Origin of the sequence: Flavobacterium succinicans (assembly GCF_001662485.1) — a bacterium.
GTDB lineage: Bacteria > Bacteroidota > Bacteroidia > Flavobacteriales > Flavobacteriaceae > Flavobacterium > Flavobacterium succinicans_A.
The window spans coordinates 20,488-45,789 of record NZ_JMTM01000035.1 but is presented as its reverse complement, the minus strand read 5'-3'; the positions used below and the strand labels follow the sequence as shown (position 1 = coordinate 45,789).

Sequence of the window (25,302 nt, the reverse complement as noted above, 5' to 3'; positions counted from 1 at the left end):
CTTTTTTTTTAAAACGTTTCTTTTTTAATGATTTTGCGTTTTACGAAATCATAATGATGCTCGATGGTAACATGATTTGCGTCTTCGGTGTTTTCAAGGCGATATTCGTCTTTAAAGTTTTTTAACTTTACTTTAATGTTAAGATCTTTAGATCGAATTTCTTTAAATTCGGTAATTAAATCCAAAACATCGTGAGCGATATACACTGTGTCTTTGGCGTCAATAATCACTTTGGAGTTTTCAGGGATTTTAGCTAAAGTTGATTTTATCGAAGCTTTGTTTAGAAAAGAAACTTCTTGAGCAAGGTCAATGTGAATAATATCGCCATCTTCAAATTCATCTTTTCTAAAGCTGTAAGCTCTTTTTAAATTACCTCTCAATACGAAGATTATACTAATAATTATTCCTAAGGCAACACCTTTGAGCAAATCAGTAAAGACTACAGCAAGTAATGTAGCGATAAATGGAATAAATTGATATTTTCCATAATTCCAAAAATGTAAAAATGTTGCGGGTTTAGCTAATTTGTAGCCTACCAATAATAAAATAGCAGCTAGAGTAGCTAGTGGAATTTTATTGAGAATTGATGGGATTGCTAATACACTAATTAGTAGTAAAACACCGTGTATGATCGCAGCCATTTTTGATTTGGCGCCAGCATTATTATTAGCAGAAGTTCTAACAACAACCGATGTCATTGGTAAACCGCCTAAAAGAGTACTTATCATATTGCCAATTCCTTGTGCTTTTAGTTCAACATTGGGATTGGTGTATCTTTTTTGGAAATCCATTCTGTCTGCAGCTTCAATACACAATAAGGTTTCAATCGAAGCGACGATAGCTATTGTTACTGCAACAACCCATACTTTTTGATTTGTAAGGCTTGAGAAATTTGGAGTAACTATGATTGCTTTGAATTCTTCGAATGTGCTTGGAATTGGCAAAGAAACTAAATGCTCTTTTTGTATAGCTAAAGAGCTTCCTGTAACAATGAATACTTCATTTAAAATAACACCTGTAATTACGGCAACTAGAGCACCTGGGATTAATTTTAGTTTTTTTAGAGCAGGAAGTTTGTCCCATGCAATTAATATTGTGAGAGAAACAAGGGTAATGATAATAGAGCCTAATTGGATATAATCAAAAAAAGCTAATAGTGATGAAAAAGTATTGTTTCCATCGTTTTGAAAAAAAGCTTCATCACCTTCGAAATCGGCATCATAACCAACCGCGTGAGGAAGTTGTTTTAGGATAATAATTATCCCGATACCGGCTAACATGCCTTCGATAACATTGTTGGGAAAATAATTCGAAATACTTCCTGCTTTTATAAAACCTAATAAAAGTTGAATTACCCCCGCGAGAAAAGCAGCTAATAAAAAGACATCGAAAGCTTTTAAATCGGTAATAGCAGTAAGAATAATTGCTGTTAAACCTGCAGCAGGACCCGATACGCTTATGTGTGATTGGCTTAAATACCCTACGACGATTCCGCCTACTACTCCGGAGATGATTCCTGAAAATAATGGAGCTCCAGACGCCATAGCAATGCCTAGGCATAATGGTAGTGCTACTAAAAAAACCACCAATCCTGCCGCAAAGTCAGAGTTGAGGTTGGTAAATAAATTTGTTTTTTTTGACATTTTATTCTGAAAATTGAAAATTAATTAACATTGAGCTTTTTAGAAAATTTCTAAAAAAAAAATATATCCGTGAAATTAATTTTTTGGAGGGGGAGTATTTATTTTTAAGCTAAGAATATTAGGTAGCGTAAAATCTTTTGAGTGTATGATTTTCTTGCAAACTCTTTCCTTGCTGTTATTTATATAAATATCTTTTGATTTGTAGAAAGAGGCTATTTTTTTTTCATCATTAGAATCATCTTCAAGAAGATCTTTTTCTATAGCAATATCTTTCCCTTTTTCAATAATTGTGATTATTGAAGGCTTAAAAAGAAATAGTACAAAAAACAACAAAATTACAGTTGTAAATGATTTCATTTTGATCAATTGTGTGGTAAAAATAAACAATTAACTAAAAGTTATGATAAAAAGTGAAGTTATAATAAATTAATACTCTTTTATAGGTATTTCAATTGTGTTTTTTGTACTTGTAAACTGGCCTTCGAGGGATAATTATAGTTTTTTGTTTAAAAAAATAAAAATATTTTATTTTGTCTGTGTGTATGTTTTTAAAGGGGGTGTTTTAATTATTTTGTTACTTTTATATGTATGTGGTATAAAATTTATAGGGTATTTATTTAAAATAGTATAAAATCACACAAAGTACCCTTTGTTGTTTTTTTAAAATAAAACGTTTAAAATAACATATTGCTATTATTTTGAAGTCAAATTTTTGATTTCATAATTCTTCTGTCTTAAAGGTAAAAAGTCATTTTTTTTTAGAAGTTCTTAGAAAAAAAGGTAATAAATTCGTCAAAGAAGAAGGAAAAATAATTGCAAAAAGTACTTTTTATCAGTTTCGATTTTTAGCTAAAATCATTTCGCATTCCAAAAAAAACAATAACCAAAAAAATGAAATTTTAACCAAAATTAATGCACATGAAAAAAGTCACTCTTGTTTTAGCTTTATTGCTTACATCTAACTTAATCTTTGCTCAAGAGGAAGCACCAAAAACAGCTCCAGCGACAACTTTTGCTGGATCAGCCGATGCTTACTATAAATATGATTTTGCTAATAATCCATTAAACAACAAAACCAGTTTTACGAATTCAAGCAATTCTTTTGAATTGGGAATGGCTTCAATTGAAGCGTCACACAAGTTTGGAAAAGCTTCCGTGTTTGTTGACTTAGGATTTGGTAAAAGAGCAGCTGAGTTCTCCTATAATGATACTACACCAAATGATAATGCTACTTTTTTAATTAAACAATTGAATTTTACTTATGAATTTTCAGATAAGTTTAAAATCATCGCTGGAAGTTTTGCTACTCACGTTGGTTATGAATTAGTAGATGCAGTTGATAATAAAAACTACAGTATGTCGTATGCGTTTACTAATGGGCCATTCTTTAATACAGGGATTAAAGCGCAGTATACCGCTGGTAAATTTGGATTAATGGCCGGGATTACTAATCCAACCGACTTTAAAACAGCATTGGATAGTGGAACAGATCAAAAAACTTACATTGCTCAAGTATCTTACACTGGAGCAACTACTGCGGCTTATTTGAATTTTACTTCTGGAAGTAATAACCCTGCTTCTGATACTAATGCTACACAATACGATATTGTTGTTACTAAGAAGTTAGGAGATAAATTTGGAATTGGTTTCAATGGGACTTATGCATCATTGAAAAACGATAGCAATGGTTCTTTAGATGCCAATTGGTTTGCCTTAGTTGGTTATGCTAATTATAGGTTCTCTGACAAAGTTAGTTTAGCTTACAGAATTGAATATTTTGATGATAAAGATGCTGCAAAATACGGAGTAATTGATAATTCTATTTTTGCCAATACATTGTCTTTAAATTTCAAAGAAGGGAATTTTACTTTCATACCTGAGGTTCGTTTTGACTCAGCTTCAAAAGATATTTTCTTCAAAAGTAATGGAGGAGCTTCTGGTTCTGCGGGTAATATACTATTTGCTACTACTTACTCTTTTTAATACCAACTATTTTTTTTCTGTCATGACACTCGTTTTTTAAGTGTTGTGACAGTTTTTTTTACTACTGCTTACTTTTAATAATGAGTAAGCAGTAGTTTTTTATGATGTAGTGAAATATTTTTTTCGGAACCAAAAGGCTAAATTAACTAATGTTATTAATGCAGGAACTTCTACTAATGGTCCAATAACTCCAGCAAAGGCTTGTCCGCTATTGATACCAAAAACGCCTATACTTACAGCAATAGCTAGTTCAAAATTATTTCCTGTTGCAGTAAAAGCAATCGCAGTAGCTTTGGAATAATCAGCTCCAAAATATCTTCCAGCCAAAAAGCTAAGTACAAACATCAAACTGAAATAAATCACTAATGGAATGGCAATTCGAATTACATCTAATGGGATTTGAACAATCAATTCGCCTTTGAGGCTAAACATGATAACAATTGTAAATAATAGCGCAATTAATGTAAGTGGTGATATGGTAGGAATGTATTTTTTATCAAACCATTCTTGTCCTTTCAGTGCTATTAAGCTGTATCTGCTTATTATTCCCAATGCAAATGGAATTCCTAAATAAATCCCAACACTTTCTGCAATTTGACCAATACTGATCGCTACTTCAAAACCTGTATAGCCAAAATAAGGTGGAAGTACCGAGATAAAAAGATAAGCGTAGACACTGTATAATAAGACTTGAAAAATACTATTTAAGGCGATTAAACCAGCCGCATATTCTCTGTTTCCGTCGGCCAAATCATTCCAAACAACTACCATGGCAATACATCTTGCTAATCCGATTAGGATAACACCAATCATATATTCGGGATGGTCATTTAAGAAAAGTAATGCCAAGAAAAACATTAAAATTGGTCCAATAATCCAGTTTAAGAATAATGAGGTTCCAAGTACTTTGGTGTTTTGGAAGACTTCGTTGATTTTGCTGTAGTTTACTTTGGCTAAAGGAGGATACATCATGATGATTAAACCGATAGCGAGAGGAATATTGGTGGTTCCGCTTGAAAAGGAATTGATAAAAGTACTACTCGAAGGAATAAAATACCCAATACTTACGCCCAAAGCCATAGCTAAGAAAATCCACAGCGTTAAATTTTTATCTAAAAAACCAAGTTTTTTTCGAGCAACAACGGGGGTGCAATTATTTGCTGACATAAATTATAAGGATTTAATTTGACTAAAAACATACAGTAATTCGGTAGCAATTTGTAGGCTTCTTTCCTGATATTTTTCTGCTTGTAAAGGGGTATTGTCAAAAGCTTTTGGATCCTCAAAAGTGATGGGGATTCTTTTTTCGGCCCCTGCAATAAAAGGACAGCCGCCATCCGCTTGCGAACAGGTTAGAATGGCAGCAAATCCGCTTTGAGGATTAAAATCGTCTTCATAATTTTTTGAAAATCCGATTATAGGATGATCATTGGGATTGTATTTTATAGCGTAAATTGGATTATCTCCTTTGCTAATAGCTTTTATTTCAAATCCTGAATTACTGAGAGTTTCGGCTACTTTTGAAAATAAAGCAGTGGCTTCTGTCCCGCCAGAATAACAAAATACATTTTTGATGTTGTAATAAGCAGCAGCAGTTTGAGCCCAAACTTGAGACAAATGACTTCTTCTAGAATTATGGGTGCAAATGAAGTTGAGGCGAATAGCCAATCCACTGTTTGCTTTAGATTGGATGAATTGAACAAGTGGTGCTAGAACTTGTTTTCTTTCTTCAGAAAGGGTCTCAAAACTGAGCTCTTCTATGGTTGATTTAATTTTTGGAAACATAGCATAGTGATTTAAGTTTTGATGAATGTTAGCAACAACTTCCTCCAGGAATGCAAGAGTTTTTTGAAGTAGTAAGCTCTTGTAGAGAAATAGGTTGTTTTTCAGCTGGAATACCACAGTTATCTTGTGCTAAACAATTGGTTTGTTTGCTTAGTAATAAAAAATGATTGCCATTGAATCCTAAGTCATATTTTCCGATAGTCTCGTTTTGGTATTCTACTTCAATTTCTGAATCTTCGATTCCAAGTACTTTTTCAGAAAGATCGATGATGTTTAGTAATTTGCTAGGTTTTAATCTATGTTCGGTATCGTTGGCATTCCATAATTGAAAGTTTATTACCTTTTCTTCGCGAACTGTTCCGCCACAATCGATAAATTTTTTAGTAATAATCCCAATTTCGGTTACATGAAAATGAATAGGAACCATTTGTCCGTTGGGTAAACTAAAGTTCACATCCTCTAGTTTTTCTAAGATTGTTTTTACTTCTGAAAGTTTCATAATAATTTATTTTAAAAATTTAGCAACAAGTTTCGTTTGGAGTGCATTGGTTGGTTAAGTCAGAATTTGATTTTGCAGTTACAGTTTCAAAAAAGGCCTTGATTTTTTTAAATCCTTTTTCATTGATGCAGTAGCAAATGGCATTACCTTCGATGTTTCCCTTTATGAGTCCAGCATTTTTTAGTTCTTTTAAATGCTGAGAAACTGTAGGTTGAGCCAAAGGAAGTTCATTAACGATGTCTCCACAAATACAAGACTTCGCTTCTAATAGGAATTCTAGAATTGCTATTCGTGCAGGATGTCCCATAGCTTTGGCTAAAAGAGCAATTTGATTTTGATGCTCTGTAAAATGTTCTGTTTTTGATGCGCCCATTGTTATATTTTAATATCGCAATATTACGATAAAGTATTTAATTAAATTATTTTCATTAGAAATATTTATTAAGTTTTTTTGTTTCAGGTGATTTTTAATAATTATGCCGATGTATTTCTTTTTTTTCTATTTTTAATAAAAATTAAAACTAAAAACATGAAAAAAACTGCTTATACTCTAAAATTGGTTTTGTTTTTTATGACTGTTCTTTTGCAAATTAGCTGTGATTTATATGCTCAAAAGAAAGTGGTAGTATTAAAAGATAAAATAGATATTACAACTTTACAAGAAGGCTATCGCAACAAAACTTATTCTATTGAAGCGATTACCCAAGCTTATTTAGATCGCATTCAAGCAGTAGATAAAAATGGTTCGCAATTGCATTCGGTTTTGACTCTCAATCCTGATGCTATTGCAATCGCCAAGACCTTAGATGAAGAATTGAAAGCTGGAAAATGGAGAGGCCCTTTACACGGTGTTCCTGTTTTACTAAAAGACAATATTGATACTAAAGACAAAATGCCAACAACGGCTGGTTCTAGAGCTTTGGCAAATTCTTTCCCTTTACAAGATAGTTTTGTGGCGCAAAAATTAAGAGAAGCCGGTGCAGTAATCATTGGCAAAACGAATTTAAGTGAATGGGCTAATTTTCGAGGAGAACCTTCTACAAGTGGATGGAGTGGGTTAGGAGGGCAAACCAAAAATGCTTATGATGTTACTCGAAATCCATGTGGTTCTAGTTCGGGTTCGGCAGTGGCGGTGGCAGCTAATTTGGCTTTGTTTGCCATTGGAACAGAAACAAACGGCTCAATTGTTTGTCCTGCACATGCTAACGGAATTGTTGGGCTTAAGCCTACTGTAGGTTTAATAAGTAGGGCAGGTATAATTCCCATTTCTTTCACTCAAGACACCGCTGGACCTATGACAAGAACGGTTAAGGACGCTGCAATTGTTTTAGGTTGGCTTACCGGTATTGATAACAGAGATAGTAAAACCTCGGCAAGCGTATCCTTTGCTTCGAAGGATTATGCCGGTTCTTTAGATAAGAATAGTTTGAAAGGGAAACGCATTGGGGTCTATGTGGGAGTTAACGGTAAAAACAAAGAAGTTGATGGGCTGTACCAAAAAGCCATTGAAGTAATGAAAGTACAAGGGGCTACTTTGGTTGAAATTCCAGAAATTACGCCTCCAGAAGTTGATGGGCAATCTTTTACCGTGATGTTGTATGAATACAAACAAGGGTTGAATGACTATTTTAAATCATTAGGTCCAAAAGCTGCTATCAAAAGTGTAGCTGACTTGATTGAGTTTAATAAAAAAGATGGGGTAGAATTAAAGTATTTTAACCAATTGTATCTTGAAATGGCGCAATCAAAAGCCGATTTAAGCACAGAAGAGTATAAAAAAGCGTTGGAAGCATTGCGAATCAATAGTCAAGAAAAAGGAATTGATAAAGTGATGAATGATTTTAGACTAGACGCAATTATTGCTCCTACGGGAACTCCAGCTTGGGTAACGGATTTGAAAAATGGCGATCAATTTACTTTCGGAACGTCTGGACCTGCGGCACACTCAGGTTATCCAAGTATTACAGTGCCTATGGGGTATGTTAATGATTTGCCAGTAGGAATCTCTTTCGTAGGAAAGGCATGGAGTGAGGCAGCTTTGTTGAATTTGGCTTATGCTTATGAACAAAACACAAAACACAGACATGCTCCGAGTTTAATAGCTAATTAATAAGGAGTTTTTTAAAAGAAAAGGGCAGTTCTACTTTGAACTGCCCTTTTTTTATGCTGATTTAGGAATTATCTTCCATTCAATGACCAGTCATAAGCACGGGTCATTACTTTGTAAGTAGTTTCTATTTTTTTCTCCAAAAAGATATTGATAAAGTCAATTTCGTTAAAGTAACCGGTTACAAAATCACCTTTGTAGGTTTCGAACATTTTTGGTAATTCAATAGAATTGGTGTTTTTGAAAATTCTATAAAAATCTTTGTCGTTTATGTACAACTTAGCGCGTTGTTTGATTTGATCATTTACTTGTTCTGGGGTGTAGGCTGCGTTCAAAAGGGGAGCATCTCCGTTTGTTCCTTTGCATAGCACAAAATGAATACCAGCATCAGCAATAATTTCTCTCAAAATCGTGTTTTCAATATCATCAAGGGTTAACTCTTGTTTGGCCACAATAAACGTTCTTTCATTAAAAAAACTTGGAATGGTGTTCACAGATACAATTGGAAATTTTTCAACGACAGCTTTTATCACTAACAAGTTATAAGCGTTTATCCAAAATGATTTAGCTTCTTCTTTGGTTTTAAATTCGGTTTTTAATTTAGAGATATTATCTAAAATGTAAATTAATTCTCCTGGACTTTTCTTTAATTGAGCGTAGTTTACTTTTCCTTCAGATGAAACATTCTTCTTTAAAAATTCGTTGGTTTGTTCAAAGAAATCATTCAATGTTTGAGCTTGAGAAAAAGAAGTAATGATAAAAAATGATACAAGGAGTAAAGTTTTCTTCATATAAAAAAGTGTTTCTTGGGGTTAAGTTGTAATATCTTAATGGAATAAATGGGCAAATAAACTAATTTTTTTGAACAAATTATGATTTATTTAAGGTTATATTTTTGGTTAAAATAGAAAGTCATTTTTCTTTACAAGAAAATATGTTTGCAATTCCTTTTTTTGTTGCGGTATTGTTTTTTAATTTCTAAAAATCATTATTTTTTGTGAGGTTTTTATGTTTTTTTAATGCCAAATATTGAATTAGTTTTTTTTAGATTCTTATGTTATTTTTTTCTTTAACGAAATCGATTTCATTTATTTTGTATGCATGCATAATATGTCGTTTTCTTTTGCTATTTTTGATTTTAATAAATTTAGTAGTATGGAAAAACAATCTTTAGCATCACTTTTGCAAATTAAGCATCCGGTGATTATGGCCCCCATGTTTTTGGTTTCTAATACCAAAATGGTAATCGAAGGAATGAAGAGTGGAATCGCAGCTTGCATTCCCGCACTGAATTATAGAACGCTCGAGGACTTACGTGCTTCTATTATTGAATTGAAGCAAGCTAAAGTTTCAGGTGGAAGTTTTGGATATAATTTGATTGTCAATAAATCGAATGTAAAATACAAAGAACAATTGCGTGTGTTGTGTGAAGAAGGAGTAGATTTTATTATTACATCCTTAGGATCTCCAGAGGAAACAATTGCTGAAGCTCATAAAGTTGGTATCAAGGTTTTTTGTGACGTTACGGATTTGGCTTTTGCAAAAAAAGTAGAAAGTTTAGGTGCCGATGCTATTATTGCTGTAAACAATCAAGCGGGCGGACACCGTGGAAATATAGACCCAGAAGCATTAATTAAGTTATTGAATGAGCAAACCAATTTGCCTGTAATTTCTGCTGGTGGAGTAGGAAGTAAGGACGATTTGGATAAAATGCTCGGCTATGGTGCTGTTGGTGTGTCAGTTGGAAGTCCATTTATAGCCTCAAACGAAGCGGGTGTTTCTCAAGAATACAAACAAGCTTGTGTAGATTATGGCGCTAAAGATATCATTATGACAGAGCGTATTTCGGGAACTCCGTGTACAGTAATCAATACTCCTTATGTACAAAAAGTGGGAACCAAACAGACTTGGTTAGAAACACTTTTGAATAAAAATAAAAGCTTGAAAAAATGGGTCAAAATGATTCGTTTCTATATCGGAATGAAAGCCACTGAAAAAGCAGCGACTCAAGTTACCTACAAAACGGTATGGGTAGCAGGACCTAGCATAGAAGATACTACTGCTATTTTACCAGTGCAACAGATTGTTCAAAAATTGGTGGGCTAGTATGTACGAAAAGATTTATATAGTTCTTAATAAGTTTGTAAAAAAATCGACCTTGTTTAAGGTTTTATTCAACTGGTCGCCAATGTACCGAAGAAGTTGCGGAAAAATCGTTCATGTTTCAAAAGATTTGCATACGGTTCGCATCAAGATTCCTCTAAGTTATAAAAATAAGAATTATGTTGGTTCTATTTTTGGCGGAAGCTTGTTTGCTGCAACCGACCCAATATATATGATTCAGCTGATGCAAATTTTAGGAAAAGACTATGTGGTTTGGGACAAAGCTTCTGTTATTCGATTTCGTAAACCTGCTTTCAGTGTGGCTTATGCTGATTTTCATTTTACCAGCGATGAGATTGCCGAAATTCAACAAAGAGTTGCCGAAGAAAATGAGGTGAACTACGTTAAACAATTGTTGATTACCAATGCCAATCAAGAAGTTTTTACAGAATTAGAAAAAACCATATACATTAGTAGTAAAGCGCATTACAAGCAAAAACTACAAAAAAAGAAAGCCTCAAAAGAGGCTTCTTAATAGTACAACCTAAAATCCAAAAGCTGACACAAAGTGTATTGTTTCTCGAACAATCTTTCTACTACGTCCGTAATGTCGTCTTCCTTTTGGCACAAATCAAAGAAAGTTTTGTCGAGCAAATGACTGCTTATCTGGGTCGTGGCTATACCGTAGCCCGAAACGGCTCTTGCTCCTGTAATATCCAAAAAGTATTGAGCCTCTTCTTCGTCTAAGTTCAATACTTTTGCATTGGCAAAGTGAATGATTTTACCTTTCATTTTGCCTTCAAATAGTTCTGCAATTTCTTCTAAACTATAAAAGTAATCGTTCAAGCAAATGGTATTGGCTTCTCCAGGCATCACCAAATAAATGATTTCATAGGCTTGAAAATTGTTATCGTCATAAAGCAAAGTACTCAAGCTCTCTTCAAGACCTTCAATCGTGTCACAAGTCTTGTAAATACTCGTTAAACCTTGTTCAAAAGCCATTTTTTCAAGGTTTTTGATTACCGCTGTTTGTTGCTCAATTGCTGCATCAGGAACTCCTTCGAGGCAGAAAATAAACTTTTCTTGGTGCATAACGTATCGTCTAAATAGACTACAAAAATATTCTTTCTTTTTGGGATTCTGATTTTTTGTGGAAATCATTCTTCTTTCAAATGTGAATTTTTTATCAAAAAAAAAAAATCCGTTACAGTAAAGTAACGGATGTATAAAAGTTATCGAGAGTATTATAAAACATTCAAGTCGAGCATGCATTGTTTCATACTTTGGTAGGTTCTTTCGATATCGTTGTCAAGTCCAATAGAAAAACGAATCAATCCATCGGTTAGTCCCATTTCTACTTGTTCCTCTAATGGAATTTCGCTAGATGTCGAAGTGCCTGGTGCGCTAAACAAGGTTTTATAAAAGCCCAAACTCACAGCCAAATAGCCAAGATTACGTTCTTGCATCAACTCCATCAAAGCATTAGCCGTCACTAAATTTCCAACATCAATGGTCATCATTCCACCAAAACCATATTCAGGATTAATCATATTTTTGTACAGTTGATGACTCGGGTGACTGGCTAAACCAGGGTAAACCGTTTTTAAACCGTCTTTTTCAAATCGTTCAGCTAAATATTGTGCGTTATAGCTGTGTTGCTTCATTCTGATATGAAGTGTTCGAAGGTTTTTCATCACGCTAGCCGAGCGAAGACTGTCCATTGTAGGTCCCAAAAGCATACTAGCACCAGTATTTACATTTTTCAAACTATTAATAAATTCGCGACTAGCACAAGTTACACCGCCAACTGTATCGCTACTTCCATTGATGTATTTGGTCAAACTATGAATGACAACATCAGCTCCCAAACGGGCAGGAGAAACCGAAAGTGGCGAAAAAGTATTGTCGACCACCAAAGTTAAGTTGTGTTTTTTGGCGATTGCAGACAATCCTGCAATATCTGCAACTTCCAGTAACGGGTTACTTACGGTTTCGCAATACAACACTTTGGTTTTTGGCGTAATCGCTGCTTCCACTACCTCTAGTTTTGTGATGTCCACAAAGGTCGTTTCAATGCCTAAGCGCGGCGTAAAGTTTTTAAGAAAAGCATACGTACCCCCATAAATCGTGCGGCTCGATACAATATGGTCGCCCGCGCCACACAATTGCAAAAGTGTTGGCGTAATAGCTCCCATTCCCGAAGCCGAAACGTTGGCCGCTTCCGTTCCTTCCATAGCTGCTAGCGCTTGGTCCAAATACAAGTTACTAGGCGAGGAGTGACGCGAATACAAGTAACAGCCTTCCATATTGCCTTCAAAGGTGTCAAACATTGTTTTGGCCGATAAAAAAGTGTAGGTAGACGAGTCAGAAATCGAAGGGTTTACGCCTCCAAATTCCCCAAAATACTGTAAATCCTGAATGTTATCTGCTGGGTTAAAATCGTTATTTTTCATAGTCTATATTTTGTTTAGTTATTGTTTTTATTAGGAGCTCCTCCCGCTATCCGCTATATCTTTGCCTTTTTAAAGGAAAAAGGCAAAGGATGCCGCTGCTATCGGGGCTAGGCTTTTTTGTTGACAACCACACCAAAATAAAGAATAGGTAGATTATTAATCAATAGTGAGTGAAAATTATAGTTTTTTAATCTAAATTATAGTTTATGTAAAGATTATATCTCTATTTTTGTGTTTCAAATCCTGTATTAATAGATTTTTTTTCACAACAGAAATAAATCTCAAAAACCAAATCCCAAATTCCAATACCCAAAACTTTTAAACCTTTAAACTTTTAAACCCTAAACAATCAATCCTCAACCCTTAATAAAGCTATGACCTTAGACGCTATTGATAAAAAACTCTTGATTTTACTCCAAACCGATAGTAAAAAAACAACCAAAGAATTGTCTTTAAAACTAAATCTTTCTGTAACCGCAGTCTATGAGCGCATCAAGAAGTTAGAGCGAGAGGGCATCATTAGTAAATATGTTGCTTTAGTAGATAAATCAAAAGTAGAAAGAGGATTTGTTGTTTTTTGCCATTTAAAATTGGTGCAACACACCAAGGAATTCCTCACCCGATTCGAAAACGAAGTGGTGCAATTGCAAGAAGTCTTAGAATGCCATCACGTGAGTGGCGATTATGATTACATCCTCAAAGTTTTAGTAAAAGATATGGAAGCTTATCGCGAGTTTTTGGTAACCAAACTCACCACGCTTCAACACATTGGTAGTACACAAAGCACCTTTATGATTAGCGAAGTAAAGAACACTACGGTTATTGGTTTTTGATTCGCTTTTGTATTTGAAAAAAAATTATATTTGATGGTAAAATTAATGCAATGAAAACTAAAGACCTACGATACAAACTCATCGAAGATTTTGGTAAAATTATTCAAGATGACACTAAATTAGAGGTTTTAGACTTTTTCTTTGAAGCCCTAGCTAATGAGGAGTCGGATTCAATCGTACCAGATGCCCATTATAATTTGATTGCAGAAGAAAGAGAAAAGTATGTTTTAGGTTCAATTTCTTCTGACTCTTGGGAGGATGTTGAAAAAAGATTGAAACTAAAATATGGTTTTTAAAGTTTTCCTTCTTCCTCTGGCTAAAAAAGAAATTAATGAGTCTATTGATTTTTATGAGAGTAAACGTAAGGGATTAGGAAAGGAATTTCTAATTCATTTGACAAGCTACATCAAAATCTTAAAAGTATATCCTCATATCTGTGCCATCAAGAAGCTACCGCACTATAGAGAATTACCATTAAAAAAGTTTCCATTCGTAATTATATTTGAAATAAGTCAAAATGAAGTTATTGTTCATTCTGTATTTCATACCTCAAGAAATTCACACAAAAAACCTTAAAAATTAGCGTTTAAACAAAACTTTATTCCTTAATTTTGTCACTCAAAAAAATAAATCAACACACTATGAGTTCATTTGACGTAGTCATTATAGGTTCTGGTCCTGGAGGATATGTGTCGGCAATTCGTTGCGCACAATTAGGTTTCAAAACCGCAATTATCGAGAAATACTCCACACTTGGAGGAACCTGTTTAAATGTAGGATGTATTCCATCCAAAGCGCTTCTAGCTTCTTCACATCATTACGATGAAATTAAACATTTTGCCGATCACGGAATTGAACTTTCTGGTGAGGTTAAAGTGAATTTAGAGAAAATGATTGCTCGCAAACAAGCAGTTGTCGATCAAACATCTGGAGGTGTTCAGTTTTTGATGGATAAAAATAAAATCACGGTTTTTAATGGTTTGGGTTCTTTTGTAGACGCGACTCACGTTGAGGTTGCCAAAGCAGATGGAACTTCTGAAACCATTGAAGCTAAAAATATCATCATCGCAACAGGTTCAAAACCTTCTTCTTTACCTTTTATCTCAATCGATAAAGAAAGAATTATTACTTCAACTGAAGCGTTAAAACTAAAAGAAGTTCCTAAACACCTTGTAATTATTGGTGGAGGTGTAATTGGAATTGAATTAGGTCAAGTGTATTTGCGTTTAGGTGCGCAAGTATCTGTTGTGGAATTTATGGACAGAATCATTCCAGGAATGGACGCTTCATTGTCTAAAGAATTGACCAAAGTCCTTAAAAAACAAGGAATGAAGTTCTATACTTCTCACAAAGTACAGTCAGTAGAAAGAGCTGGTGATGTAGTAACTGTGAAAGCTGAAAATGCTAAAGGTGAAATCATCACTTTAGAAGGAGATTACTCTTTGGTTTCTGTAGGTCGTCGTCCTTATACTGACGGGTTGAATGCAGATAAAGCGGGTGTAAAAATCTCTGATAGAGGTCAAATCGAAGTGAATGACCATTTGCAAACATCTACTCCAAACATTTACGCTATTGGTGATGTGGTGCGTGGCGCGATGTTGGCTCATAAAGCGGAGGAAGAAGGTACAATGGTAGCTGAAATTTTAGCAGGTCAAAAACCACATATCGATTATAATTTAATTCCTGGTGTTGTCTACACTTGGCCAGAAGTTGCTGCTGTTGGACAAACAGAGGAACAATTAAAAGCAGCAGGTGTTTCATACAAAGTGGGTAATTTCCCTTTCAAAGCCTTGGGTCGTGCGCGCGCTAGTGCGGATTTAGACGGTTTTGTAAAAATCCTTGCTGATGCGAAAACGGATGAAGTTCTTGGTGTTCATATGATTGGAGCTAGAACAGCCGATTTGATTGCAGAAGCTGTAACTGCTATGGAATTTAAAGCTTCAGCCGAAGATATTTCTAGAATGTCTCACGCGCATCCTACTTTTGCGGAAGCGATTAAGGAAGCGGCATTGGCTGCCACAGATAATAGAGCGTTACACGTATAAAAGCGTAACTTTCAAAAATAAGAAACCCGTCTCATGATTATGAGACGGGTTTTGTTGTTTAAATCAAGGAGTAAAAACGCTTTTGTAATTGTCCCAATAACGATAAATCAAAAATAAATTCCCCAAGAATAAAGCTCCAGCAATCGGGATGCCTTCGGGAGCTAAAAAGATATTGATGAACAAAATGTTTATCGTAATGGGAAGAATTAAAATATTGGCCAAAGTCACAAAACGATTGCTCACAAAAGCTAATCCACAAAGCAGTTCAACTCCTTTCGCCAAAGGCATAATATAAGTTGCTGCTATTAATCCAACATTGAATGCTTTGAAGTTGCCTGTTGTTTCAGGCTCCGGCATTAAATGAAAAAAATAACTGATGGAGGCAAACAATAATAGCAGTCCAATCAAAATCCGAATAATAGTAGTAGCTATTTTCATATTTATAATACATTTTAGGGGTTACTTTTTTGAAATCAACAACGAATCATTTCTTGGTTGGGTAAAATTTTTAAACCTATATTTTTTTAGGAAATGTTTAATTGCCTATCAAATTTAAGTAAAATATTGATAAATAGTGAATTGCGATTCTTCTTTTTCGGATTTTTATTTTTTAAGCGAATGAATAGGTAGACTTTATTTTAGGTTTTTTATGAAAGGCACTTTATTGAATATCCAGTATATTACTAAACCAATTAGCGCTAACCACCATAATTTCAAAAGGAAAACTACCAACGACAGTAAATGAAACCAGCCAGATTGCAACGCATCCAAAATTTGAATTCCAATAGCTGGCTCAAAATAATACCCTTGTTTTTCATTGGCTACCAATTCTTGTTTGACCACTTCTCTTTGGTATAACTGAAGGGTGATGGTGCTATAATTGATTTGGTCTTGCAGCGATAAGTTTTCAATAGCACTGCTATCGCTTTGCGCTTTTTTGTTTTCAAGTTGTGTTTCGGCATTCATAATGTCATTGATTTTTTTGCCTTTTGTATCAATAGCATTGGCCATTCTTTTTTCATTGGTAGCGCTTCTCTTTTGTAGTAACTCATTGGATAGTAATCGTAAAGCTACATCATCCGCTTTGATTAATCGGTAGTCTAAATAATCAATTTCTTTAGCAATTTCTTTTACCACGGTATCCATATTTTGTTGAGATACACGAAGGGTGATGGTGTTTTCAACTTTGTATTTAGTGGTTTCAAGCGTACTATCCTGACTAACTTTAGTACTTATTTGGTCATTTATGGTGCTTTGAAGGTTGGAGTACGTAACCAAACCGCCCCATTTTCTGGTAGTATTCTCAATCAAGTTGGTCGATTGTACGACACTTTTTACTTTGAATTTGATATCTGCTGTTCGAATGAGCTTCCTTTTTTCTACAGTTTTAGGAGTTGTAGTGGTTTTTTCTGAGGTGTTGCTAACGGTTGCGCTATCGGCAACAGCTGTGGCATAATCGGCGGTTTCTTCTGCCGCAACATCGGCTTTTTTGCACGAAAATAGTACTACTGCGATGATTACGGCTAGAGTACTTGCTTTTGCAATTGTCTTCATAAATAAAATAGTTTAATAGATTAAAAAAGGGTTAAAATTCAAATAAATGTTCCAAAATGGAGTAAGCGTAGTTTTTTAATCAATACTTAAATTTTATTTAGTGAAGTAGTACTTTTTTTACCTATTAAAAAGTGTGCCAATTTTTTTGAGGAAGAAGGTAGAAGGGAATTTTTTGTCGTAATTTTGGAGCTTAAAATAATTATTATTGAGAGTCTCTGAATTTTATACGATAGACAATCCTTCACTTTTTAAGGAACAACTTTTGCATTGGGCACAGCAGTTTCGTGAAGTAGCTTTTTTGGATAGCAATAGTTATCCACAAGCGTATTCTAGTTATGATTGTATGTTGGCCGTAGACGCTTTCACTTTGCTTCAAACCGATTATCATAATGCTTTTGAGGATTTAAAACAATATCAGCAAACTACTAAGGACTGGCTGTTTGGCTATTTGTCTTATGATTTAAAAAACGATAGCGAGCGCTTGCAATCCAATAATTTTGATGGATTAGATTTTCCAGATTTATTCTTTTTTCAGCCCAAAAAGATTTTTTTGCTAAAAGGGAATCAGCTCGAGACCCGCTATTTACACTTATGTGACGACGAGTTGCAAGAAGATTATCAAGATATCACGACAATTGTTCCTCATCAAAGTACCGCTTCGGAATCTGTAGTGATACAAGCTAGAATAGACCAAAAAAAATACCTCGAGCAAGTACAAAAAATGCAGGAATACATTCATAAAGGGGATATTTATGAAGCCAATTTTTGTATGGAATTTTATGCAGAAAATGCAACTATTCAACCGCTCGAAAAGTTTCAAAAGTTAAATGACATTTCGCAACCACCTTTTGCAGTTTTCCTAAAAAATAACCAACAGTACTTGTTGTCTGCCACACCAGAACGCTATTTGAGAAAAGAAGGAGAAGATTTGATTTCGCAACCCATAAAAGGAACCGCAAAACGCTATGAAGACCCTGTGGCTGACGAAAAAGCTAAAGAAGATTTAGCTGCCAATCCAAAAGAACGCGCTGAAAATATTATGATTACCGATTTGGTTCGCAATGATTTATCGCGAACCGCCCAAAAAGGTTCGGTGCAAGTAGAAGAACTTTGCGGCATTTATTCTTTTATGCAAGTCCATCAAATGATTTCAACCATCACCTCAAAAATGGACGAAAAATATTCAGTTATTGATGTATTACGCCTCACTTTTCCAATGGGAAGTATGACGGGAGCTCCCAAAATTTCGGCTATGAAAATTATCGAAGAATTAGAAGTCACCAAAAGAGGCTTGTACAGCGGGGCAGTAGGTTATTTCACACCCGAAGGCGATTTTGATTTCAATGTCGTAATTCGCAGTATTTTGTACAATCAAAAGAAGCAATATCTTTCTTTTTCGGTCGGAAGTGCCATCACAGCTTTATCGGTGCCAGAGCAAGAATACGAAGAATGTTTGCTCAAAGCCAAAGCAATGAAAACCGTATTAGAATAAAAAAAATTAAAAGATTTAGAAGCGCGAACAATAGGCTTTTTTGCAATAGGGTTTCCAGCTATCCGCTATATCTCTTGTATTGGCCTCCGCCATACAAGAGGATGCCGCTCCTATCTGGGCTAAAGACTAACAATTGTCTATTTTTGGAAACAAAAAAAGCGAAATTACTCAGCTTTTTTTGATATTAATTGCCTCCAACTTTAGTTGGAGGGGAGGGGTGTAATTAGAATTTTTAAAGGCTTTAGCCAAAATTAGCTGTTTTTTTGGGCTAAAGCCAATACACAATCAATCCCTATAACTCCAGCTAAAGCTGGAGCCAATTGAAAGCAAGACAAGTTGAGTAGTTAAAAAAGGAATTTAATTAAAAAAATGTAAATTTGAGTATGCAAAACCTCTTTTACCAACATCTACAAACTCAATTTCCGTTTCTCGAAAACAAAAAATTATTGTTGGCCGTAAGCGGTGGAATAGACAGTATGGTTCTTTTGCATTTGTTGCAGCAATTGCCTTACACCATTGCTATCGCGCATTGCAATTTTCAACTCCGTGGCATTGAAAGTTTTGAAGACCAAAGTTTTGTTCAAGAGTATGCGCTTCAACATCAAATTCCCTTTTATTGCACCCAATTCGATACTCAGGCATTTGCCAATGATTATAAACTTTCGACACAAGTTGCCGCAAGAGAACTGCGTTACGATTGGTTTTATGAACAACTGGAGCTCCATCAATTCGACTTTGTTTTAACAGCCCATCACGCAGATGATAATTTGGAAACTTTTTTGATTAACCTCTCAAGAGGCACAGGTTTAGACGGATTGTCGGGTATACCTGCTCAAAACGAAGCGGTACTTCGACCATTGTTGCCTTTTTCTAGAACAGCAATTGAGGAATATGCTAAAGCCAATAACTTACAGTGGCGAGAAGACAGCAGTAATGCCTCGGATAAATATTTGCGTAACCAAATTCGCCATCATTTAGTTCCAATGCTCAAAGAGCTGAATCCTGATTTTTTAAAAGCTTTTGGAATGACTCAGGAGTATTTGCAACAAGCACAAGAATTGGTTTCAGATGCGGCTAGTATGGTTTATCAGCAAGTAGCAAGAGAAGAAGAGGATACCATTTATTTTGATGTAAAGCAATTATTGCGCTTGCCAAATTATGCCTCTTATTTGTACCAATGGCTTAAAGAATATGGCTTTTCGGCTTGGGATGACATTTACAATTTGGTCGATAGTCAATCAGGAAAACAAGTTTTTTCAGCAGATTACCGATTGCTAAAAGACCGCGATTTTTTTATTTTGAGTCCAATACAAGAGCCTGAAAAGGAGGTGTATTTCATCGAAAAAAATCAAGACAAAGTTAAGATTCCCTTAAAACTCCAGTTTTGTAAAGTAGCAGACATTAACAAAGCAGATTCAAGTGCTATCTTTGTCGATGAATCTAAGGTAGCCTATCCTTTGGTGCTCAGAAAATGGCAAGAAGGCGACTTTTTTTATCCTTTGGGAATGAACGGCAAAAGCAAGAAAGTAAGTAAGTTTTTTAAAGATGAAAAAATTTCACTTTTAGACAAAGAAAATACTTGGCTTTTGTGTTCCAAGGAGGCCATTGTTTGGGTAATAGGAATGCGAGCTGACGAACGATTTAAAGTAGAGAACACCACCAACACAATTTTAAAAATAGAATTAATATAAGTTAAGTAATGAAAAAACACCTTCTTTTAGGACTTTTAGTTTTCTTTTGTAGTTTGGGTAACGCCCAAATTTTGGACCCAGTAAAATGGACCACCAAAATCGAACAAAAATCAGCAACCAATTTTATAGTTACATTCAATGCGACCATCGAAAACGAATGGCACGTATATTCACAGTTTACTCCTGATGGTGGTCCACTGCCTTTAGAAGTTAATTTCAAAAATCAAAAAGGGAATTACACCTTAGTAGGCAAAGCCAAAGAAAGTAAAACAAGAACTGCATACAATGATATTTTTGAAGTAAATGAAACTTTTTTTGAGAAAAAAGCACAAATAACTCAAGAAATAAGTCTAGTAAATAAAGGAGTTAAGACCATAGAAGTAGAGCTGAATTTTCAGGCTTGTAAAGAAGTTTGTATCAATCTCGAAAAGAAATTTAGCATTTCAATTCCTGAGTTGAAAAACGCTGCTACAACAGCATCTCCAACTACTCCGATTAATGATTTAGTAAAAGATACGACTGCGCAGACGATAGATTCTACAACAACAGTCGCCGCTGATACTGTAAAAGATTCAGATACTACGGAGACTTCTCAAATAACTCCAGCAAAAAGCGCAACAACAGAACACGGGTTGTGGGCGATTTTCTTTATTGCTTTTTTATCTGGTTTTGCAGCATTGTTAACGCCTTGTGTTTTTCCAATGATTCCAATGACGGTAAGTTTCTTTACCAAGCAAAGTAAAAATAAAGCAGCAGGAATCAGAAATGCCATTATCTACGGAATTTCTATAATTGTTATTTATGTAGGTTTGGGCTTATTGGTTACTTGGATTTTCGGTGCTGATGCGTTGAATGCTTTATCTACCAATGTTTGGTTTAACCTTATTTTCTTCGTTTTATTGATTGTTTTCGCCACATCTTTTTTAGGCGCATTCGAAATTATGTTGCCGAATTCTTGGGCAAACAAAGTAGACAGCCAAGCCGACCGAGGTGGAATCATAGGTATTTTGTTTATGGCTTTGGCATTGGCCATTGTATCCTTTTCTTGTACTGGTCCTATTGTTGGAACTTTATTGGTAGAAGCCGCTTCTAAAGGCGGAATCGCACCAGTAGTAGGAATGTTAGGCTTTTCCTTAGCCTTAGCCTTACCTTTTATGTTGTTTGCGATGTTCCCGGGATGGTTAAATTCTTTACCAAAATCTGGAGGTTGGTTGAATACCGTAAAAGTAGTTCTTGGATTTTTAGAATTGGCTTTGGCTTTCAAATTTTTATCCAATGCAGATTTGGTATTGCAATTGCATTTGCTAGAACGCGAAGTTTTTATCGCCATTTGGATTGCTATTTTTGGAGCGTTATCGTTGTATCTTTTTGGAAAAATCACGCTGCCACACGATAGTCCAGTAGGACATATTTCTGTGGGTAGACTGTATATGGGATTACTTTCATTAATGTTTACCTTTTATTTAATTCCAGGATTATGGGGTGCGCCATTGAAATTTATCAATGCATTTCCTCCGCCAATGGAATATAGCGAAAGCCCAATGGGATTTGGAGGTTCTTCAAAAACTGTAGCTACAGCGATACTTCCAGAGGGAGCTAAAAGTGGTCCTCATGGGATTGTAGTCTTTGATGATTATGATAAAGGATTGGCTTATGCCAAAACTGTAAATAAGCCTATTATGCTCGATTTTACAGGTTTCGCTTGTGTAAATTGTCGTAAAATGGAAAACAATGTTTGGTCGAATCCTAATGTATTGTCAATTTTAAAAGAGAAAGTGGTCGTGATTTCATTGTATGTGGATGATAAAAGAGAATTGCCAAAAAACGAGCAATTCTTCTCCAAAGCAACCGATTCTGAAATTGAAACCATTGGAGATAAATGGACGGATTTTATGATTACTCGATATAAAACAAACACCCAGCCTTTGTATGTCTTGACAGATTTAGAAGGAAAAAGTCTGAATGCAGCACAACCTACCATAAGTTATGTTGGTATTGAAGAGTACGAAGCTTGGCTAAAAGCAGGTATTTCTAAATTTTAAAGTTCAATATATTTTTTGTAATCCCATCTGTGAAAACGGATGGGATTTCTTATTTTTACGAATTATCAATAAACCAACCAATATGAAAAAATTACTAATGCTTCCTTTTTTGTTTTTGTGTCTTTCGGCATTAGGACAAGAAAAGAAACCCAACTATGTAGCTGAAAATTATACTAAGCAAGAGGTGCGAATCAAAATGCGGGATGGCTTAGAATTGTTTACAGCTATTTATTCCCCAAAAGATACCTCTAAAAAGTATCCTATTGTAATGCAGCGTACTCCCTACAATTGCGCGCCTTACGGACCAGACCAATTTAAAAGAAGCATTGCTCCTAACGAAACGATGATGAAAGAAGGATACATCGTAGTGTATCAAGATGTTCGTGGACGCTATATGAGCGATGGATTGTATGATAATATGAGAGGATATATTCCAAATAAAAAAGGAAAAACCGAAGTTGATGAAGCTTCAGATACCTACGATACTATTGATTGGTTGGTGAAAAATGTAGCCAATAACAATGGAAATGTGGGGACTTGGGGAATTTCATATCCAGGTTATTATGCTTCTTATTCCTTATTGAGTGGACATCCTGCCTTAAAAGCAGTATCTCCTCAGGCTTGTATTAGTGACTTCTTCTTTGATGACTTTCATCATAATGGGGCTTATTTGTTGAGTTATTGGAAAGTAACGCCACTTTTTGGTCCTCAAAAAACAAAGCCAACTACAGAAGCTTGGTTTAAGTTTCCAAATGTAGGTACCAATGATGATTATCAGTTCTTTTTGAATGCTGGGCCTTTAGTGAATTTGGACAAGTATTACGATTCTTCCAATGAATTTTGGCAACAATTAAAAGAACATTCAAGCTATGACGAATTCTGGCAAAAAAGAGGTTTGTTACAGCATTTAAAAAACATCAAACCTGCTGTAATGATTGTTGGCGGTTGGTTCGATGCTGAAGATTTGTACGGTCCATTGAATACGTATTCAACCATAGAAAAAAGCAGTAAAAATTACAATACGATTGTTATGGGGCCTTGGAGCCACGGCGATTGGGCTAGAAATTCAGAAAAACAAATTATAGGCAATATTAATTTTGGTGACAGTATTTCTGGTTTTTATCAAAAGAATATTGAAGCTAATTTTTTCCGTCATTTCTTGAAAAATAATGGGAAAGGGGAGAACAAATTACCCGAAGCTTATGTTTTTGATACAGGAAGAAAAGAATGGAAAACCTACGATACTTGGCCTCCAAAAAACACAGAGAAACAACAATTCTATTTGCAACCGCAACAAAAATTAACTAAAAATGCTGAAGCAGTTTCTTTTGAGGAATTTATCAGTGACCCAAAGAAGCCTGTACCACATTCTGAAGATATCAAACAGCAAGGTTTGACGCCAAGAAAATATATGACCGATGATCAACGATTTGCGGCAAGAAGACCTGATGTTTTGGTTTTTGAAACAGCTGTTTTAGCAGAAGATGTTACTTTGGCGGGAGATATTTTAGCCAAATTACAAGTAGCCACCACTGGAACCGATGCGGATTGGGTAGTTAAAGTAGTGGATGTTTTCCCAAATGACGAACCTGAAACCAAAGAAGTGCAGCCGTATCTAAAAATGAGTAATTATCACATGATGGTGCGCAGTGAAGTAATGAGAGGACGTTTTCGCAATAGTTTCATAAATCCAGAACCTTTTGTTGCCAACGAAAAAACTCCGGTAAATGTAAAATTACAAGATGTTTTTCACACCTTTAAAAAAGGACATAAAATTCAAATTCAAGTACAAAGTACTTGGTTTCCTCTGATAGATTTGAATCCTCAAACTTTTGTGCCGAACATATTTTATGCCAAGCCAGAAGATTTCAAAAAACAAACCCATCGTGTGTATTCAGACTCAGCTATTGAATTCACCGTTTTGAAATAAAGAATGAATTCTTTCATTTGTAATTACCTCCAAACTAGTTTGGAGGTTTTTTTATAGAAAAAAACCAAATAGTTAGTGGCCAGTAAAAAGAAAAGGAAACAGGAAAAATGAGACCATAAGCTTGTAATTGCTCTGCTTGTCTTGCTTCAATTGGCTCCAGCTTTAGCTGGAGTTATGGGGATTGATTGCATTGGCTTTAGCCAAATAAAGGCAGCTAATTTTGACTAAAGCCTTTAATCCTTTCAAAATTTACCCCTCCAACTAAAGCTAGAGGCAATTAATTTCCAAAAAAATACCTGAATACTAACAAAACTACGAAGTAACCGTTGGGCTATTTTGTAGTTTTTTTGGTTTTACATGATCTAAATTTTTTTTATGAAAACAAAGCGTCTCGCTAAATTCCTAGTAGTTTGGTGATTCACACTTTATGCTGCGACCCGAGCAAAGCGAACTGACGAGGCATACCATACGTGACTACTAACAAATAAATTTCATCTATATGATTAAAAATCATTTGAAATCTATACATTTAATGTTTGATTATTCTGAAGTCATTTTAAATATATAACCACCCAACCCCTGTTTAACCCATTTTCAAGATAACTAATACTTAATAATAAGTTATCAATAAAAACAACCAAACGAAAGCCTTATTCATAATGAACCTAACAATTTCCGTAAAACAATTAGGAAAAAAACATCCTATTCTTCAAGAAAAAAGGATTGAAATAGCTACTTCAAACGCTATTATATCAATTAAAAAACTATTGCAATTAGTAGTTGAGCAACAAGTAAATCAATTTGTAACCTCTTCATTTGAGGTTGATGATGAAGACAAAACAAATCTTCCTAAAGATAATTATCTACCACTACTTACCGATACTGGAAAAGTAAGTTTTGGAGCCTTGTACAACCACAATATACCCGATTTAGTCAAAGCGCAAGAAACCGCAATTCAAGCTTTTGAAGACGGAATGTATGCTGTTTTTTATGGCGATGATGAACTACAAAATCTAAATCAAGAAATCGACTTGTCTGAAAACAAAACCGTCACTTTTATTCGATTGACTTTTCTTGCGTGTAGTTATTGGTGAAAAATTGCTAAAACCCTCGAAAAAAACTATTTGTAGACGTTTAATAGA

At 34.9% G+C, this 25,302-nt stretch carries 24 protein-coding genes; 13 read left to right on the top strand and 11 right to left on the bottom strand.

The features are described 5' to 3' along the window. Positions 1-8 precede the first annotated feature (8 nt). Positions 9-1,643 (bottom strand): SulP family inorganic anion transporter, encoded by a 1,635-nt coding sequence (locus tag FLB_RS05695; RefSeq protein ID WP_064714998.1) that lies wholly within the window; start codon positions 1,641-1,643, stop codon positions 9-11. A 75-nt stretch (positions 1,644-1,718) separates the two neighbouring features. Further along, on the bottom strand, positions 1,719-2,000 hold the full coding sequence (locus FLB_RS05690; RefSeq protein ID WP_064714997.1) for a hypothetical protein: 282 nt from the start codon (positions 1,998-2,000) through the stop codon (positions 1,719-1,721). Between the two features lie 561 nt (positions 2,001-2,561). On the opposite strand from FLB_RS05690, the gene FLB_RS05685 reads away from it, so the two are divergent. After that, entirely contained in the window at positions 2,562-3,626 is a 1,065-nt protein-coding gene (locus FLB_RS05685; protein WP_064714996.1) for an outer membrane beta-barrel protein, read from the top strand. Positions 3,627-3,725: 99 nt separating this feature from the next. Here FLB_RS05685 and arsB read toward each other — a convergent pair whose 3' ends face one another. Genes arsB through FLB_RS05665 form a run of 4 tightly spaced genes read right to left on the bottom strand, consistent with a single transcriptional unit; the run spans position 3,726 to position 6,283 of the window. Beyond that, entirely contained in the window at positions 3,726-4,793 is a 1,068-nt protein-coding gene (arsB, locus tag FLB_RS05680; RefSeq protein WP_064714995.1) for an ACR3 family arsenite efflux transporter, read from the bottom strand. Between the two features lie 3 nt (positions 4,794-4,796). Further along, the gene (locus FLB_RS05675; RefSeq protein WP_064714994.1) at positions 4,797-5,411 is read right to left on the bottom strand and encodes a low molecular weight phosphatase family protein; all 615 of its coding nucleotides are present in this window, start codon (positions 5,409-5,411) and stop codon (positions 4,797-4,799) included. Positions 5,412-5,439: 28 nt separating this feature from the next. After that, positions 5,440-5,910 carry a DUF6428 family protein gene (locus FLB_RS05670; RefSeq protein ID WP_064714993.1) on the bottom strand — a complete coding sequence of 157 codons (471 nt, stop codon included), beginning with the start codon at positions 5,908-5,910 and terminating at the stop codon, positions 5,440-5,442. Positions 5,911-5,929: 19 nt separating this feature from the next. Beyond that, the gene (locus FLB_RS05665) at positions 5,930-6,283 is read right to left on the bottom strand and encodes an ArsR/SmtB family transcription factor (protein ID WP_064714992.1); all 354 of its coding nucleotides are present in this window, start codon (positions 6,281-6,283) and stop codon (positions 5,930-5,932) included. Positions 6,284-6,439: 156 nt separating this feature from the next. On the opposite strand from FLB_RS05665, the gene FLB_RS05660 reads away from it, so the two are divergent. Beyond that, complete coding sequence (locus tag FLB_RS05660; protein ID WP_064715273.1) at positions 6,440-8,020, top strand: amidase; 1,581 nt, start codon at positions 6,440-6,442, stop codon at positions 8,018-8,020. A 68-nt stretch (positions 8,021-8,088) separates the two neighbouring features. Here FLB_RS05660 and FLB_RS05655 read toward each other — a convergent pair whose 3' ends face one another. Continuing rightward, positions 8,089-8,808 (bottom strand): DUF547 domain-containing protein, encoded by a 720-nt coding sequence (locus FLB_RS05655; RefSeq protein ID WP_064714991.1) that lies wholly within the window; start codon positions 8,806-8,808, stop codon positions 8,089-8,091. 364 nt (positions 8,809-9,172) lie between these two features. Here FLB_RS05655 and FLB_RS05650 point away from each other — a divergent pair, with 364 nt between their 5' ends. Both FLB_RS05650 and FLB_RS05645 read left to right on the top strand, forming a co-directional pair. Beyond that, a complete protein-coding gene (locus tag FLB_RS05650) occupies positions 9,173-10,123 on the top strand; it encodes an NAD(P)H-dependent flavin oxidoreductase (protein WP_064715272.1) in 951 nt (316 codons plus the stop codon). Between the two features lies 1 nt (position 10,124). Continuing rightward, positions 10,125-10,655 (top strand): DUF4442 domain-containing protein, encoded by a 531-nt coding sequence (locus FLB_RS05645; RefSeq protein WP_064715271.1) that lies wholly within the window; start codon positions 10,125-10,127, stop codon positions 10,653-10,655. On the opposite strand, the gene FLB_RS05640 is transcribed toward FLB_RS05645, so the two are convergent. Both FLB_RS05640 and FLB_RS05635 read right to left on the bottom strand, forming a co-directional pair. Beyond that, the gene (locus FLB_RS05640) at positions 10,652-11,212 is read right to left on the bottom strand and encodes a DUF6642 family protein (protein WP_064714990.1); all 561 of its coding nucleotides are present in this window, start codon (positions 11,210-11,212) and stop codon (positions 10,652-10,654) included. The two genes, FLB_RS05645 and FLB_RS05640, sit on opposite strands and share 4 nt — an antisense overlap. A gap of 152 nt (positions 11,213-11,364) precedes the next feature. Beyond that, complete coding sequence (locus FLB_RS05635) at positions 11,365-12,573, bottom strand: aminotransferase class I/II-fold pyridoxal phosphate-dependent enzyme (protein WP_064714989.1); 1,209 nt, start codon at positions 12,571-12,573, stop codon at positions 11,365-11,367. Between the two features lie 374 nt (positions 12,574-12,947). On the opposite strand from FLB_RS05635, the gene FLB_RS05630 reads away from it, so the two are divergent. The 4 genes from FLB_RS05630 to lpdA all read left to right on the top strand — a co-directional run bounded on the left by FLB_RS05630 (position 12,948) and on the right by lpdA (position 15,451). Next, complete coding sequence (locus tag FLB_RS05630; protein WP_064714988.1) at positions 12,948-13,406, top strand: Lrp/AsnC family transcriptional regulator; 459 nt, start codon at positions 12,948-12,950, stop codon at positions 13,404-13,406. A 50-nt stretch (positions 13,407-13,456) separates the two neighbouring features. Continuing rightward, positions 13,457-13,702: a hypothetical protein gene (locus FLB_RS05625; RefSeq protein ID WP_064714987.1), complete on the top strand. Its 246-nt coding sequence runs from the start codon at positions 13,457-13,459 to the stop codon at positions 13,700-13,702. Beyond that, positions 13,692-13,982, top strand: a complete 291-nt coding sequence (locus tag FLB_RS05620) for a type II toxin-antitoxin system RelE/ParE family toxin (RefSeq protein ID WP_064714986.1) — start codon at positions 13,692-13,694, stop codon at positions 13,980-13,982. Before FLB_RS05625 ends, FLB_RS05620 begins: the two co-directional genes overlap by 11 nt. Before the next feature lie 65 nt (positions 13,983-14,047). Further along, the gene (gene lpdA / locus FLB_RS05615) at positions 14,048-15,451 is read left to right on the top strand and encodes a dihydrolipoyl dehydrogenase (RefSeq protein WP_064714985.1); all 1,404 of its coding nucleotides are present in this window, start codon (positions 14,048-14,050) and stop codon (positions 15,449-15,451) included. 63 nt (positions 15,452-15,514) lie between these two features. Here lpdA and FLB_RS05610 read toward each other — a convergent pair whose 3' ends face one another. Together FLB_RS05610 and FLB_RS05605 are read right to left on the bottom strand one after the other, a co-directional pair. Then, a complete protein-coding gene (locus tag FLB_RS05610; RefSeq protein ID WP_064714984.1) occupies positions 15,515-15,889 on the bottom strand; it encodes a DoxX family membrane protein in 375 nt (124 codons plus the stop codon). 195 nt (positions 15,890-16,084) lie between these two features. Next, positions 16,085-17,005, bottom strand: a complete 921-nt coding sequence (locus FLB_RS05605) for a DUF4349 domain-containing protein (protein WP_064714983.1) — start codon at positions 17,003-17,005, stop codon at positions 16,085-16,087. 205 nt (positions 17,006-17,210) lie between these two features. Between FLB_RS05605 and FLB_RS05600 the strand changes: the two genes are divergently transcribed. The 5 genes from FLB_RS05600 to FLB_RS05580 all read left to right on the top strand — a co-directional run bounded on the left by FLB_RS05600 (position 17,211) and on the right by FLB_RS05580 (position 25,254). Continuing rightward, positions 17,211-18,497: an anthranilate synthase component I family protein gene (locus tag FLB_RS05600; protein ID WP_064714982.1), complete on the top strand. Its 1,287-nt coding sequence runs from the start codon at positions 17,211-17,213 to the stop codon at positions 18,495-18,497. Between the two features lie 383 nt (positions 18,498-18,880). Further along, entirely contained in the window at positions 18,881-20,188 is a 1,308-nt protein-coding gene (gene tilS, locus FLB_RS05595; RefSeq protein ID WP_064714981.1) for a tRNA lysidine(34) synthetase TilS, read from the top strand. 8 nt (positions 20,189-20,196) lie between these two features. Continuing rightward, positions 20,197-22,230: a protein-disulfide reductase DsbD family protein gene (locus FLB_RS05590; protein ID WP_064714980.1), complete on the top strand. Its 2,034-nt coding sequence runs from the start codon at positions 20,197-20,199 to the stop codon at positions 22,228-22,230. A gap of 82 nt (positions 22,231-22,312) precedes the next feature. After that, on the top strand, positions 22,313-24,160 hold the full coding sequence (locus FLB_RS05585) for a CocE/NonD family hydrolase (RefSeq protein WP_064714979.1): 1,848 nt from the start codon (positions 22,313-22,315) through the stop codon (positions 24,158-24,160). A gap of 659 nt (positions 24,161-24,819) precedes the next feature. Continuing rightward, the gene (locus FLB_RS05580; RefSeq protein ID WP_064714978.1) at positions 24,820-25,254 is read left to right on the top strand and encodes a hypothetical protein; all 435 of its coding nucleotides are present in this window, start codon (positions 24,820-24,822) and stop codon (positions 25,252-25,254) included. Positions 25,255-25,302 lie beyond the last annotated feature (48 nt).

Coding starts and splice junctions, on each gene's coding strand:
- FLB_RS05610 (WP_064714984.1), bottom strand. CDS start 15,889: ATGAAAATAGCTACTACTATTATTCGGATTTTGATTGGACTGCTATTA.
- FLB_RS05670 (WP_064714993.1), bottom strand. CDS start 5,910: ATGAAACTTTCAGAAGTAAAAACAATCTTAGAAAAACTAGAGGATGTG.
- lpdA (WP_064714985.1), top strand. CDS start 14,048: ATGAGTTCATTTGACGTAGTCATTATAGGTTCTGGTCCTGGAGGATAT.
- FLB_RS05585 (WP_064714979.1), top strand. CDS start 22,313: ATGAAAAAATTACTAATGCTTCCTTTTTTGTTTTTGTGTCTTTCGGCA.
- FLB_RS05625 (WP_064714987.1), top strand. CDS start 13,457: ATGAAAACTAAAGACCTACGATACAAACTCATCGAAGATTTTGGTAAA.
- FLB_RS05630 (WP_064714988.1), top strand. CDS start 12,948: ATGACCTTAGACGCTATTGATAAAAAACTCTTGATTTTACTCCAAACC.
- FLB_RS05580 (WP_064714978.1), top strand. CDS start 24,820: ATGAACCTAACAATTTCCGTAAAACAATTAGGAAAAAAACATCCTATT.
- FLB_RS05690 (WP_064714997.1), bottom strand. CDS start 2,000: ATGAAATCATTTACAACTGTAATTTTGTTGTTTTTTGTACTATTTCTT.
- FLB_RS05675 (WP_064714994.1), bottom strand. CDS start 5,411: ATGTTTCCAAAAATTAAATCAACCATAGAAGAGCTCAGTTTTGAGACC.
- FLB_RS05620 (WP_064714986.1), top strand. CDS start 13,692: ATGGTTTTTAAAGTTTTCCTTCTTCCTCTGGCTAAAAAAGAAATTAAT.
- FLB_RS05695 (WP_064714998.1), bottom strand. CDS start 1,643: ATGTCAAAAAAAACAAATTTATTTACCAACCTCAACTCTGACTTTGCG.
- FLB_RS05605 (WP_064714983.1), bottom strand. CDS start 17,005: ATGAAGACAATTGCAAAAGCAAGTACTCTAGCCGTAATCATCGCAGTA.
- FLB_RS05590 (WP_064714980.1), top strand. CDS start 20,197: ATGAAAAAACACCTTCTTTTAGGACTTTTAGTTTTCTTTTGTAGTTTG.
- FLB_RS05640 (WP_064714990.1), bottom strand. CDS start 11,212: ATGCACCAAGAAAAGTTTATTTTCTGCCTCGAAGGAGTTCCTGATGCA.
- FLB_RS05635 (WP_064714989.1), bottom strand. CDS start 12,573: ATGAAAAATAACGATTTTAACCCAGCAGATAACATTCAGGATTTACAG.
- tilS (WP_064714981.1), top strand. CDS start 18,881: ATGCAAAACCTCTTTTACCAACATCTACAAACTCAATTTCCGTTTCTC.
- FLB_RS05685 (WP_064714996.1), top strand. CDS start 2,562: ATGAAAAAAGTCACTCTTGTTTTAGCTTTATTGCTTACATCTAACTTA.
- FLB_RS05655 (WP_064714991.1), bottom strand. CDS start 8,808: ATGAAGAAAACTTTACTCCTTGTATCATTTTTTATCATTACTTCTTTT.
- FLB_RS05660 (WP_064715273.1), top strand. CDS start 6,440: ATGAAAAAAACTGCTTATACTCTAAAATTGGTTTTGTTTTTTATGACT.
- arsB (WP_064714995.1), bottom strand. CDS start 4,793: ATGTCAGCAAATAATTGCACCCCCGTTGTTGCTCGAAAAAAACTTGGT.
- FLB_RS05650 (WP_064715272.1), top strand. CDS start 9,173: ATGGAAAAACAATCTTTAGCATCACTTTTGCAAATTAAGCATCCGGTG.
- FLB_RS05645 (WP_064715271.1), top strand. CDS start 10,125: ATGTACGAAAAGATTTATATAGTTCTTAATAAGTTTGTAAAAAAATCG.
- FLB_RS05665 (WP_064714992.1), bottom strand. CDS start 6,283: ATGGGCGCATCAAAAACAGAACATTTTACAGAGCATCAAAATCAAATT.